At 41.3% G+C, this 13,229-nt stretch carries 9 protein-coding genes; 6 read left to right on the top strand and 3 right to left on the bottom strand.

From position 1 onward, the window contains the following. Nucleotides 1–26: 26 nt before the first annotated feature. Nucleotides 27–2,459 carry an ABC transporter permease gene (locus B5Y40_RS26345; protein ID WP_079689843.1) on the top strand — a complete coding sequence of 811 codons (2,433 nt, stop codon included), beginning with the start codon at nucleotides 27–29 and terminating at the stop codon, nucleotides 2,457–2,459. A gap of 38 nt (nucleotides 2,460–2,497) precedes the next feature. Here the strand turns inward: B5Y40_RS26345 and eutC are convergent, their stop codons facing one another. Beyond that, nucleotides 2,498–3,328: an ethanolamine ammonia-lyase subunit EutC gene (gene eutC / locus B5Y40_RS26340; protein WP_245840805.1), complete on the bottom strand. Its 831-nt coding sequence runs from the start codon at nucleotides 3,326–3,328 to the stop codon at nucleotides 2,498–2,500. Nucleotides 3,329–3,506: 178 nt separating this feature from the next. Between eutC and B5Y40_RS26335 the strand changes: the two genes are divergently transcribed. Both B5Y40_RS26335 and B5Y40_RS26330 read left to right on the top strand, forming a co-directional pair. Beyond that, nucleotides 3,507–3,992 carry a hypothetical protein gene (locus tag B5Y40_RS26335; RefSeq protein ID WP_079689842.1) on the top strand — a complete coding sequence of 162 codons (486 nt, stop codon included), beginning with the start codon at nucleotides 3,507–3,509 and terminating at the stop codon, nucleotides 3,990–3,992. A gap of 44 nt (nucleotides 3,993–4,036) precedes the next feature. Further along, nucleotides 4,037–4,480: a hypothetical protein gene (locus B5Y40_RS26330; RefSeq protein WP_079689841.1), complete on the top strand. Its 444-nt coding sequence runs from the start codon at nucleotides 4,037–4,039 to the stop codon at nucleotides 4,478–4,480. 18 nt (nucleotides 4,481–4,498) lie between these two features. On the opposite strand, the gene B5Y40_RS26325 is transcribed toward B5Y40_RS26330, so the two are convergent. Together B5Y40_RS26325 and eat are read right to left on the bottom strand one after the other, a co-directional pair. After that, nucleotides 4,499–5,875: an ethanolamine ammonia-lyase subunit EutB gene (locus tag B5Y40_RS26325; RefSeq protein ID WP_079689840.1), complete on the bottom strand. Its 1,377-nt coding sequence runs from the start codon at nucleotides 5,873–5,875 to the stop codon at nucleotides 4,499–4,501. Nucleotides 5,876–5,885: 10 nt separating this feature from the next. Next, nucleotides 5,886–7,229, bottom strand: a complete 1,344-nt coding sequence (gene eat / locus B5Y40_RS26320) for an ethanolamine permease (protein ID WP_079689839.1) — start codon at nucleotides 7,227–7,229, stop codon at nucleotides 5,886–5,888. Nucleotides 7,230–7,393: 164 nt separating this feature from the next. Between eat and B5Y40_RS26315 the strand changes: the two genes are divergently transcribed. The 3 genes from B5Y40_RS26315 (at nucleotide 7,394) to B5Y40_RS26305 (ending at nucleotide 13,208) form a co-directional block, all read left to right on the top strand. Next, nucleotides 7,394–7,609, top strand: coding sequence for a hypothetical protein (locus B5Y40_RS26315; RefSeq protein ID WP_079689838.1), 216 nt, complete (start codon nucleotides 7,394–7,396; stop codon nucleotides 7,607–7,609). A 274-nt stretch (nucleotides 7,610–7,883) separates the two neighbouring features. Further along, a complete protein-coding gene (locus B5Y40_RS26310) occupies nucleotides 7,884–8,738 on the top strand; it encodes a universal stress protein (protein ID WP_079689837.1) in 855 nt (284 codons plus the stop codon). Between the two features lie 258 nt (nucleotides 8,739–8,996). Next, nucleotides 8,997–13,208, top strand: coding sequence for a T9SS type A sorting domain-containing protein (locus B5Y40_RS26305; RefSeq protein ID WP_159453820.1), 4,212 nt, complete (start codon nucleotides 8,997–8,999; stop codon nucleotides 13,206–13,208). The last annotated feature ends 21 nt before the right edge of the window (nucleotides 13,209–13,229 follow it).

The raw sequence follows: 13,229 nt of genomic DNA, 5'->3' as shown, positions 1-13,229 counted from the left end.
TATATTCTTCCAACAACCCAACCCGTATGTTTAAAAATTATCTCACGCTTGCCATCCGTAATTTGCTGAAACGGAAACTGTACTCGTTCATTAACATCGCTGGTCTTGCTATAGGCGTAGCGGTTTGCCTGGTCATTTTAAAGTATGTTGACTTTGAACTGAGCTATGATAATTATCACAACAATGCTTCAAATGTATACCGTACGGTAACTGCAACCTATACGAATGGTGAACACCGCGGTGCCGGACCACTCTCGGGCTATGCGCAGGGACCGTTGTTGGTAGCAGATATTCCAGAAGTGAAAACATATGCACGAACACACCCTATGTATGGAGGAGCAGTAGTAAGTAACAATACCGGTGCGGTTGAACCATTAACGTTTCACGAAGAAAATATTCAGTTTGTTGATTCAACGTTTTTTGATGTTTTTACATATAATGCATTGTCGGGTAACCTCGCGACTGCACTGGACAAGCCAAATTCCATAGTGGTTACGAAAACCATGGCAAAAAAATATTTTAATACGGAAGATATAGTGGGTAAACCCCTGACTATATCTGGTGGATGGGCTGATGGTGATTATGAAGTTACTGCGGTGATTGATGATGTACCTGACAACTCTCATTTTACGTTCGATTTTCTGTTGTCTTTTCAGAATATCATGCAGAACGGACAATATAAAAACGACAATGGCTGGGGCTGGTATAATTTTGTGACGTATGTTGAACTGCAACCACATGCTGATCCCAAAGAAGTTGAAAAGAAGTTGCCTGCCTTTATAGAAAAGTATCAAGGTAAAGATCTCGCTCAATCGAACAGTAGGCAGGTGCTCACCTTCCAACCGATTCGTGATATACATTTAACGCCTGGCTTCAACAATGAATCGAGTGCCACCATGAGTGTTAACTCGATCTATTTCTTTATCATCATCTCCATATTTATACTGGCTATTGCCTGGGTGAATTATATTAATCTTTCAACGGCTCGTGCTATAGAACGCGCGCGCGAAGTAGGCATTAAGAAAGCGATTGGTGCTTTTCGTACACAACTGATATCGCAGTTTATTTTTGAATCTGTATTGGTAAATTTTATAGGCATCGTGCTGGCGGTGTTGCTATCTATACTATTACTGCCCGTATTAGGTGATATAGTTGATAAAGATTTGGTATTTGATTTCACCGATGGCCGTCTGTGGGGAGTGTTATTGTCATTGTTTGTAGTAGGTTCATTGGTGTCGGGAGCGTATCCTGCTTTCGTGCTTTCATCCTTTAACACTACAGCAGTGCTCAAGGGCGGAGCCGACAAAGTTACCGGTGGTTTCTCGTTGCGTAAAGTATTAGTCGTATTTCAATTTGTTGCTTCGCTGATACTGATAGCGGGTACATTTGCCATATACCGCCAGCTTGTATTTATGCGTAGTCAGGATAAGGGCTTCAACATGGAACAGATGCTGATTTTTAATGGTCCGAGTGTGATAACAAATCGTGAAACGGTAGAAGAAAAACTTATCACGCTTAAAAATGAAATCAAGAAAATAGCATCCGTAGAAAATGTGACAACATCAGCATCTATACCGGGTGGCGGTTTCAATTGGGGAACGGGTATGCGCAAAGATGGCAGCGAACAAAGCGAAAGTAAAAGTGGAAATGTAGCGTGGGTTGATCCGGATTTCCTGGCAACGTATGGCATGGAGCTGGTATCGGGAAGATCGTGGGATGCAAATCGCGAATCTGATAAAGGAGCAATGCTGGTAAACGAAGCTGCATTAAAAGCGTTTGGCTTAGGTGATGCACGACATGCCCTGGAAGAACGTATCATTCTGGGCGATGACACTGTTGATATCATTGGTGTATTGAAGAACTATCATTGGAATTCTCTCAAGAGCGAACATATACCTATACTATTGGCATCGGATAAAGTATCACGAAGAAATTATTCTGTAAGACTATCAGGTAATATACAGGAGTCTATAAAACAGATTGAAGCAAAGTATAAAGAAGTGTTTCCCGGTAATCCGTTCGACTATTATTTCCTCGATGATTTCTTTGATAAACAATATAAAGATGATCAGCAGTTCGGAAAAATCTTTAGCTTGTTTGCGGGTCTTGCTATAGTCATTGCGTGCCTTGGTTTATGGGGATTGGCCAGCTTTACTACAACGCAGAAGCTCCGTGAAATCAGCATTCGTAAAGTATTAGGCGCGTCTACTTCAAGCATTATGTCGTTGCTTTCAAGTCAGTTTATGAAACTCGTGTTCATCGCTGCAATTATAGCGATACCCATTACCTGGTATGGTATAGATCGCTGGCTTGATAGCTTTGCTTTTCATATCGACATCACCTGGGATCTTTTTGTAGTGCCGGGAGTTATACTTGCAATCATTGCACTAGCAACCGTCAGTGTACACATCTTCCGAGGAGCAGGCGCGAATCCCGCGAAGGTATTGCGTTCAGAATAAGTCATAGCCACTAGCTTCAGCTATACTATATCCTGAAGCTAGTGGCCTTTTAACAAGTTACTATTATCCTTCAACGTTACTCCCGATAGCTTAAGACGAAGTGCTTCTTGTATGAGGTAAAATATTTTGGTAGCGGCATCAGTATATATCAGCCCTTCAGGACGGATGTTGCTGATGCAGTTACGTGATTCATCAGTAAGTCCTACGCGTGGCGCATAAGTTATATAAGCACCCATACTATCGGGAGAGCTTAGTCCCGGACGTTCACCAATCAGGATTACTACGAGTTTTGCATTCAGTAATGATCCGATTTCATCGCCAATGGCTACGCGCCCTTGTTCGACAAGGGAGATTGGGGCCAATGCTATATTTGATTCTTTTAATGACTGGATAACATTTTTTAAAACGGGTATAGCATGCAGGTTAATGGCCTCTGCTGATAATCCATCTGCTAGCACGAAAGCAACATCGGCAGGTTTGTGATCGGTAGCTCGTAATAGCGATACCGAGGAGACTGCAAGTCTTCTGCCACGGTCGGGCCGCTTTAGATATTCTTCCCGGTTAACCACTTCGCTCTTCAGATGATATATAGGTGCTGTAAAAGATTCGAGCGCTGCATGCAATGCTGCTATATCTAACAAAGAGTATACAGCATCACGCGCATGCGCATGCGCCAGTTTAAATTTCAAGGCTTCTTGCAACGGAACAGATACACCCGTTCTACCGAGCGCAATTCTAGCTGCAGTGAAAGACCTGAGTGATCCCCAGGGATCTGTTGCTATAGTAGTTTTCTTTTCAGGAGTCATGCCGGTACAGGTAAAGATAATAGGAGGGATGGTATATTTATCGAATTCATTCACTAAAAACATGATAATCAACCATAATTGGATAATCGGTTGTCTACCGTAAGGAATAATTTGTATATGATATAGCGATGTGTATATTTAGACACCTAACATCAAATGAACAAATCTGAAATCAGCAAAGCTAGTGTCGAAAAACTGAATGCAAATCGAGATCCTGATTTAACTGTTGTTGTATAATCACATGAAAGTAATCGATTTTAAAAACACGATATATTTTCCTTGGACGATCGTTTTTCTGGGAGTTTGCCTTTTGCTTGCATCGATGTTCGTAATATTCGAAAGTTTGATTGCAGGCCTTGCTCTACTTTTTATTAGTTTCCTGATCTTTACTACCCATTATCGATTGAGTATAGATTTTGAAGCGAAAGTATTTTTCGATTACATCTGGATATTGGGGATGAAGAGCGGGAGTAAACAGACATTTGAAACGATAGAATACTTGTTTATAAAAAAGAATAAAACTGTTCAAAGAATGAATCATGTCGTTGGATATTCCGAAGTTCGGAAGGAGAAATACGATGGGTATATAAAATTCTCCGAAACACAGAAGATTCATTTGCTGGCAAAGGATAGTAAAGAGGTCTTACTCACCAAGCTTCGACCCATCTCCAAACAATTGAATCTTAAAATAATAGATTACTCAACAGGAGTGCCAGTGGAGATTTAATATATAGATCTTTATTCCTATCATTACAAAACTAACAGCGTGTAATGAGTCTTCTATACATCTTTAATACCATTCTTGTCTTGAATGCTTTGTGGTTTGGAGCTGGCTTTTGGTATTTCGGTATAAAGTCACGTCAGGCGGCTAAGCTCATCATAAAAAAAAAAAATCGGAGTAAGCCATCGTTTGATATATTAGCCTATTCACTCAAATTTTTAGGCGGATTGAATCTCGCATTTGCCATCTTATCACTTGCAGTTCTTTCGCAGCCTTCAATCTTTTCAACTACATTACAGCAAGCTGTATTCGCTGGAATTTTCAGCTTTGCACATGGCACGCAATTCTATTTGAATCTTCCAATCGCTATACGAGAGTATAATCATCAGCCTCACGTATGGCCAGTGCTGAAAGGTAAAATGTATTTTATATTTCTTGTTGATGCTACATTATGTGTGCTCAACCTTATATTTTTATTTCTGGCAGCACAATGAGTTGGTAAACGAATTAATTTACCATTTCGCTTTCAACAGCGGATGCGACTCCACAACAGACAAAAAATTGCCATCGCGATCAACGATGCCTTGCCGTTTTAGCCAGCGTTCAAATTCAGGTGCGGGCCGAAGACCAAGTACTTTGCGGATATATAGCGCATCGTGAAATGATGTAGACTGATAATTAAGCATGATATCATCGGCACCGGGTACTCCCATTATATAATTACAACCGGCTACACCCAGTAATGTCAATAAATTGTCCATGTCATCCTGGTCGGCTTCCGCATGGTTAGTATAGCATATATCCATACCCATTGGTAACCCAAGAAGTTTACCACAGAAATGATCTTCCAGTGCCGCGCGGATAATCTGTTTCCCATCGAATAGATATTCTGGTCCTATAAATCCGACAACGGAGTTAACCAGTAGCGGCTTGAATTTTTTGGCGATAGCATACGACCGCGCTTCGCAAGTTTGCTGGTCGACACCTTCATGAGCGTTAGCAGAGAGCGAACTCCCTTGTCCTGTTTCAAAATACATTACGTTGTTGCCAGCGGTACCTCTTCCAAGAGAAAGTGTAGCTTCATAGGCTTCTTCCAACAATGATAGTGTTATACCGAAACTCTTGTTCGTCTTCTCTGTACCACCGATGGATTGAAAAGTAAGATCAACAGGAGCTTTTTGTTCTACCAGCTGAAGCGTTGTGGTAACATGACACAGCACACACGACTGTGTAGGTATAGCAAAGCGTTCGCGCACTTGGTCAATCATATTAAGAAGCGCCAATACAGCAGCAGGATTATCACTTGCTGGGTTGATACCGATAACAGCATCACCACTGCCATATAGTAATCCATCGAGTATACTTGCAGCAACTCCTTTGAGATCGTCCGTAGGGTGATTTGGCTGAAGGCGAGTAGCGAGATGTCCTTTTATACCTAGTGTATTCCTGAATCGTGCTATTACTTCACATTTGGCAGCGACAGCGATTAAGTCCTGGTTGCGCATCAGTTTGGATACAGCAGCGACCATCTCCGGTGTGAGCCCATCTGCTATGGCCTGTAAACTTTGAGTAGTAGCTTGATCCGAGAGAAGCCAGTCGCGGAGTTCCCCAACGGTGAGGCTACTCACAGCACTAAAGACAAGTACATTGTGAGAATCAATAATGAGCCGCGTCACTTCATCTTTTTCATAGGGAATGACAGGTTCTTCCAGAAATTTTTTTAGAGGTATATCTGCCAATGCAAGCTGGGCTGCAACACGTTCTTCATAACGCTCTGCCGCCAGGTTCGCAAGTGCATCACCGGAGCGAAACGGAGACGCCTTGGCAAGCAATATTCGCAAATCGCTAAAGGTATAGGTGCGATTTTGTATAGTATAACGATAAGCCATGTCCGATCGATTAATGCGTTTCGGGCAATGCAACCAAATCGGAACTCTCCATGAGACTGGTATCTTTTTTCTTCCATACAAAAAGTATAGCGGTAATACCAAATCCTCCAAAGAAGATCATGCTCAGCCAGAAATTATAGTATACAATGGCAATCAGACACAAACAGGAAAGTATTAGGGCGATCCAGGGAAAGTACGGATACAACGGTGCTTTTACCGGTCGTGGTAAATCAGGTTCTTTTTTACGAAGCGCGAAGAGACTCAACATGCTGATGATATACATCACTACGGCCCCAAGTCCTGAGAGAATGATAAGTTTATCAGTTGTGCCGGAATAGAGGGCGAGTATACCGATAAGACCGCCAACGATCAGCGCCCAGTGTGGGGTCTGGTATTTTTTGTTTACCTGTGAAAGAATGGAGGGTAAAAAACCACTTCGTGCCATTGCGAAAATCTGCCGTGAGTAGCTTATAATAATGCCGTGGAAAGAAGCCACTAATCCAAATATACCGATACCTGCAAATAATTTGGTTACACTGTTATCTTTACCAAGTACCTGCCCGATAGTTTCAGGCAACGGATAATCAATGACAGAAAGCTTCTGCCAGTCAGCAGCGCCTCCTGAAAGAATCATAACACCAAGAGCCAGTATAGTTAACGTCAGGATTCCGGATATATACCCTAACGGAATATTTTTATGTGGGTCTTTAACTTCTTCTGCTACCATGGCCACACCTTCAATGGCAAGGTAAAACCATACTGCGAATGGAAGTGCAGCAAAAACGCCTGTCCAATGTATAGGCATTGCCTCTCTTAGAAAATTTTTCATTTCAAAATGAGGTGCAACAATGCCCATAAAGATCAATAGTTCGGCCACAGCGAGCAAGGTTACCACGAGCGAAAAGATAGCAGACTCTTTTATACCCAGCATGTTGATAAGCGTAAAGATCAAATAGCAGCCAACAGCTGTATACAAGGCTGGCACGGTCGGGTATATAAAATGAACGTAACTCCCAAGTGCAAAAGCAATGGCAGGGGTGGCGAGAAGAAATTCAATTAGTGTAGCATAGCCTGCAATCAATCCTCCCCAAGGTCCAAAAGCTTTAAAAGAATACGCGAATGGCCCGCCTGCATGTGGTATCGCTGTGGTTAACTCGGTAAAGCTGAACACAAATGTGATATACATTACCGTGATAATAAGCGTAGCTATAAGAAAGCCAACGGTGCCGGCAACTCCCCATCCATAGTTCCATCCAAAGTATTCACCTGATATAACTAGGCCAACCGCGAGCGCCCAAAGATGTATCGGTCGAAGTGCTTTTTTGAGTGTTACTTTTTCGGTGGAATGATTCATGCTACACAATGTAGTAAAACGTGGCATCGACTGTATAAACATTGTGTGGTTTTTTGGGGAAGAACTGACGAAAGGTTTATGGTTTCGATTGCAGAAAAAACTCCCTAATCCCTTCCGAAGGGTTGGCACCAAATTTTTAACGCATCTGTAAAACAATCACTACCATGAATAAAGTATACTATAAGGGACAACCCTACGATTTTAAAGTAACAAAACTGGAATCCGGACAACGTCATTATTCGCTTTACAGAAACGGTATGCTAACACATTCTGTAATGGAAGATGACTTGGACAAACGCACTATCGTATCCATGATTCTTGATTCCTATTATAAAAGTATCAGCGAACCCCAACCAACTTTCCTGCAATTGTTTAAATAATTTGTGGAATTAAATACGCAGTGTTATGGAACTCAGTGACGAAACAACAATATCGATATCTAATGAGAGTGAAGACGCTTTCATTGTTCAAAAAGCGAAAATTTATTTGCCACTGCTGTCCTATAATATTTCGCTAATGGCTTTTAAAGTAGTAAAAATATTTTTTCAGGTATAGCTTATAACTTCAGGCTTGCTTAAGGAGAAGTGTTAGACTCACGCTGTCAAGTATCCGGTTGATTTCCCGGAAAGTTTTATAAAGAAAAAACAAAGTGTTATGAAAAAATTACTTGTTCCAACCGATCTTTCTCCCATTGCTGAGCTTGGATTAAAGCTTGCCGTAGAGATTGCTAAACGTTCTGATGCTGTTATCAGCCTTGTAAATTTTACACGTCACCCTCTAGGTGAAAGCTTTTCTGCTACGGGCGATATAAATATGAAAGTAGATGATGAGGCAAATCTATACACCGTACAATTGCTTCATGCTACGAAGCAAAAAATGGAGGAGCTTGCTACTCGCTATTCTATTGGCAACGTCATGATTGCATCATCTATCGTAGACGATGATTTTAAATCAGGTATAGATGAGTATCTCAAAACCGAGGAAATCGATCTGATTGTAATGGGGACATCCGGAGAAGAAAATGTAACTGAAGTTTTTACAGGTAATCATACAGAGCAAGCGATCATGGTTTCCTCTTGTCCTGTAATTTCCGTACGCGATGGTTTCCGGATCGAGCAGTTCTCAAACATCGTAGCGGCAGTGGATATAATTCCAGGAAACGAAAGTGCTCGTGGACTTGAAACACTTCGACTTCTTGCAAAATATTTTGATTCACATATACACCTTGTGCACGTTCATGATACTTCTTCTGATAATGAAGTGATGCAAACTGAATATTTTAACCAAATGGCAAAGATCGCCAACCTGGAAAATTATTCGGTCACAATTCTTGAGGGTAACGACCCGGCCGAGCGCATTATTGATTTTGCACGACAGGTGAGTGCAGGGTTAGTAACAGTACTGAAAAATAGCGGTAATGGCTTCAGGCTTTTCTCAAACCACTTTTCAGATAGGGTAGTGAAAGAGGTTGGTCGTCCTGTATTCACAGTTAATCTTCACAATACATAAGTAACTATAAATATCTTCCTTTAAAGGACTTCACGGTGGCTTTTTGGTTTCACCGGAAGTCCTTTTCTTTTTTGTTGATAGCCTAAGCCTTCTTAATACGTACATTGAATTAAGTATAAATACGGATACTACTATACTTAAAGAACGTAGATACTCTTGTTTATAAATACTGACTTCTAAGAATATAGACCTGGCGTATCTTTCACGATCAAAAAGCAGGACTTGATATAGGTTCAAGATCTCATGCTGAATCGAAAAATGAAACAAGCAAGTATTATTGTAAGTCTTGAACCACAGCGTTCAAGCATCAACGGTAGGTTGATAATGTTTAAGGGAGCATTTATTTTGCTACTCTTATTTTTGTTCCACTACACCGTACAGGGTCAGCGCTATTGGATAGCAAGTACATCTTCTAACTGGAATAATACTGCAAATTGGTCTGCGACTTCTGGGGGAGCGGGTGGGGCTTCGGTTCCCGTAGCAGGTATAGCTGCAATATTTGACAGTGGCGGCACTGGAAATTGTACGCTGGATATAGCACCAACAATTGGAAGTATATCAATCAGTGGATATACCGGTACTATAAATCTGAATGGTAATAATCTGACGATCTCGGGTTCGACCGCCTTAACATTTTCCTCCGGAACGATAAGCAATAGTGGAGCGACAGCTGCCATCGTGTTAAGCACTACAGGCGTAGTTACCTTCGATGGTTCTACTATCACTGCAAACATTAGTGGTACAGCTGGAAGTGCTACGTTTAATGGCGGCTCAATCTTTGGCGGAACAGTAAATCTTTCTGCCCCTACCATACTTTTAAACGGTACCACAAGCTCAAAGAATACTTTTAATAATACAACGACACTTACTAAAACAGGATCCACTAGTGATCTAGGTACGGGAGCCAATGTATTTAATGGTGCTACTACCTTGATAAATTCGGGAACAGGGACTTTTGAATCTGCGAATAATTATGCTGATACGTTTAATGGAAATCTGACCTTAACAAATACAAGTACATCACGGATTCACATGGCGGATGGAACTACTGGGAATGCCTTTAATGGAAATATTATTGTTAACAGTACAGGTAGTGGCACAACCTCGGGAGTCAGGTTTGGATTCAATTCTGGAACTTCTGCATTCCTTGCAGAAGGTAAGACTATAACAGCAGGCACGTTTACAGCGGGTACACTTTATCTATGCAGGTTTACGCAAGGTACTTCAGCTGGTACAACAACCCAGACTTTAACATTGACAGGTACCGCTATACTCAATTTGGGACCGTCCTCTACTTTCAATGGCAACGTAACTTTTAAAGCACCACAGGTATATTTGAACGGATGCACTTACAATGGGACTGCATACGTGGAAAAAAATGGAGCAACTAGTAATTTGGGAGATGGTGGTAATGTATTCAATGGTATAACTACGTTGGTGAATTCAGGTACTGGGTATTTTGCAACAGCGTTTATTACCGCTGATATTTTTAACGCTGATTTGACGGCAACAAATACAGGTACATCTTGGGTTGCATTATCAGATAATGCAATAGGAACTCGATTCAACGGAAATATTATAGTGAATTCTACCAATGGCACAGCAAGCGCTGGTGTAACGTTTGGTAATGGACCAAGCTCTACAATGACTTGTACACTTGCAACTGGAAAAACAATTACCGTAGGAAGCACAGGATTTACCGCAGGACGTTTACGACTCAGAGGCTTTATACAAAATGGCACCACTGCACAGACTCTTACACTAACAGGCACGGCCATATTATTAGTAGGGAATCTGTCGACATTTAATGGTGATGTAACTTTTAAAGCACCACAGCTATACCTCGATGGCTGTACCTATAACGGAACTGCTTATCTTGAAAAGACAGGTGGTACAGATAATTTAGCAACAAACTCAGCCAATACTTTTAGCAGCACAGCGACTATAATAAACAGTGGCAGCGGCTATTTGCGAACAAATGGAAACAATACATTTAATGGCACTACAACCATAACAAGCAGTGGTAGTGGTGATATATTACTTGAACGAACAACAGCAAGTACTTACAATGGGAATGTAACCTTTACCAATTCAGGGTCTTCAAGGATTTGGGCGGCATATAATGGCGCCAATGCGTTTAATGGAAACATTATAGTAAATTCCACTGCGGGAAGTGGCATTACCTTTTGTGGAAGTACAGGTACAGCAACGCTCGCAAGTACAAAGACAATTACGGTTGGAAGTTTAGGATTTTCAATTGGGACATTAACATTGCAAAGATTTACTCAAACCGGCTCAACATCTCAGGCTATGTCGTTTACAGGAACTGGGAATTTAACAATAGGCCCATCATCTACATTTAATGGGAATGTGACTTTTAAAGCGCCACAGCTATACCTTAATGGCTGTACACACAACAGTACAGCGTACCTCGAGAAAACTGGGGCATCGGATAATTTAGGTACAGGTGGTAATACTTTTGCCTCGACAACATCAATTGTTAATAGCGGAAGCGGCTATCTGCGGACAAGTGGAAATAATACTTTTAATGGCCCCACAACTATCACCAATAGCAGTACTGGGGACATAGCACTAGAGATGACGAACGGGGGTATCTATAACGGTGATGTGACATACTCGAATACCGGCAGTGCCGGCTCAATATTATATGCAGCATACAATGGCTCTACATCCTTTAATGGCAATATACTGGTTAATAATACAGGAGGTATTGGTATCAATTTTTGTGGAAGCACATTAGCTTTAGCAACTCTGGCCAGCGGTAAAACAATTACAACCGGTGTTACGGGCTTTTCCACAGGTACGTTAAACTTACAAAGGTTTACTCAAACTGGTACAACCGGACAATTTCTAACTCTTACAGGAGCCGCTGCGCTTATTGTTGGTCCCTCCGCTACTTTTAATGGTAATGCTACATTCAGTGCTCCTCAGGTATATCTCAACGGTGGTATATATAATAGTGATGCAAGCATTACTAAATATGGAGCAACAGCAAATAATTGTACTGGAGGTAATACATTTAACGGAATCACATCGCTTACCAATAGTAGTTCAGCACAATGGCGTCTAGCGGGTACCACTGCAGATACATATAATGCTGCTATATCATTTTCTCAAGCTTCTAGTGGAGTACTACAACCAGCGTATGCGGGAACAAACTCCTTCTATAGTGATATCACAATCAATAGCCCTAGCGCAGTCACATTTGGTGGAGGCACAGGTATAGTGGAGCTTGCTGGAAGTAATAATCAGACTATCACGTCTGCGAATTCAATTCCCGTTATTCAGCAACTTTTTGTAAATAAAACATCTGGTACAAATACGGTTACATTAAATTCACCTGTTAGTATAGGGAGCGCAGCCACGTTGACGAATGGTATAATAAATACAACATCTGCTAACTATCTGAACTTTAACGCAGGCAGTTCGGTATCGGGAGCAAGTAGTGCAAGTTATGTGGATGGGCCTGTTCGCAAGACGGGCAGCACGGCATTTGATTTTCCTACAGGTAACAACTCAATTTATCGCCCTATAGCAATGTCAGCACCGAATGTAGCGGCTGATGCATTTACTGCTCAATACTTTAATGCTGCCCAACCGTATGGTGATGAAGTAACTTTTGCTTCACCTCTTTATACTGTAAGTGCGTGTGAATACTGGACACTGGATCGCACTATAGGAACATCAGATGTAGCAGTTACGTTAGGCTGGAATTCTGCGGATTGCCCTCAAGACGCATATGTTACAGACCCTTCTTCTCTAGTAGTTGCACGATGGGATGGAAGTGCATGGGTAAGTCATGGTAACGGTGGGACTACTGGTAATGCAGCAACAGGCACAGTTAGTTCAAGTGCAGCAATTACAAGCTTCAGTCCTTTTGCATTGGGTACTACGTCTCCTGTTAATCCGCTGCCTGTAGAGTGGCTGTCTTTTGCATGTAGTAAAACCAGCACTGGAACAGTCAAGCTAACATGGATTACTGCCAGCGAATCGAATAGCGATTACTTTTCAATAGAGAAATCAAAGGATGGGTTAAGCTTTCAATCTATTGGTAAAACGAAAGCTTCAGGAACTACTAATAATACAAATCGGTATATCTATGAAGACTCAAGCATTAATTCAGGGCGAGCATACTATCGTTTAAAGCAAGTTGATCTGGATGGTAAATTTGAATACTCAGAAGTTTGTTATGTGAATAGTCCTGTGGAGGAATATACTTTGAAGATATACCCTAATCCCGGCAGCAATACTGTATATATAGACCTTGATGGGGAAGAAGCCTTGTCATTTTCAGTTTTGAATAATTTAGGACAGAAATTATCGGTGCCTAGTTACGATGGAGATGCAAAGAAGGTGTTAGATACTTCTAATCTGACTGCAGGATTTTACATTATAGAGGTTACAATAGATCGCAAAGTTTTCAAAGAGAAGATTATGATTCAACGATAACTAATGCTATTATTTATTTGA

It is taken from the genome of Ohtaekwangia koreensis (assembly GCF_900167975.1).
Lineage (GTDB): Bacteria > Bacteroidota > Bacteroidia > Cytophagales > Cyclobacteriaceae > Ohtaekwangia > Ohtaekwangia koreensis.
The sequence above is the reverse complement of the archived record's forward strand: the minus strand, read 5'-3'. Positions and strand labels throughout refer to the sequence as shown.

Excerpts from the sequence above, each read along its gene's own strand:
- B5Y40_RS26305 (WP_159453820.1), top strand. The coding sequence starts at position 8,997 with ATGAAACAAGCAAGTATTATTGTAAGTCTTGAACCACAGCGTTCAAGC.
- B5Y40_RS26310 (WP_079689837.1), top strand. The coding sequence starts at position 7,884 with ATGAAAAAATTACTTGTTCCAACCGATCTTTCTCCCATTGCTGAGCTT.
- eutC (WP_245840805.1), bottom strand. The coding sequence starts at position 3,328 with ATGTTTTTAGTGAATGAATTCGATAAATATACCATCCCTCCTATTATC.
- B5Y40_RS26335 (WP_079689842.1), top strand. The coding sequence starts at position 3,507 with ATGAAAGTAATCGATTTTAAAAACACGATATATTTTCCTTGGACGATC.
- eat (WP_079689839.1), bottom strand. The coding sequence starts at position 7,229 with ATGAATCATTCCACCGAAAAAGTAACACTCAAAAAAGCACTTCGACCG.
- B5Y40_RS26345 (WP_079689843.1), top strand. The coding sequence starts at position 27 with ATGTTTAAAAATTATCTCACGCTTGCCATCCGTAATTTGCTGAAACGG.
- B5Y40_RS26315 (WP_079689838.1), top strand. The coding sequence starts at position 7,394 with ATGAATAAAGTATACTATAAGGGACAACCCTACGATTTTAAAGTAACA.
- B5Y40_RS26325 (WP_079689840.1), bottom strand. The coding sequence starts at position 5,875 with ATGGCTTATCGTTATACTATACAAAATCGCACCTATACCTTTAGCGAT.
- B5Y40_RS26330 (WP_079689841.1), top strand. The coding sequence starts at position 4,037 with ATGAGTCTTCTATACATCTTTAATACCATTCTTGTCTTGAATGCTTTG.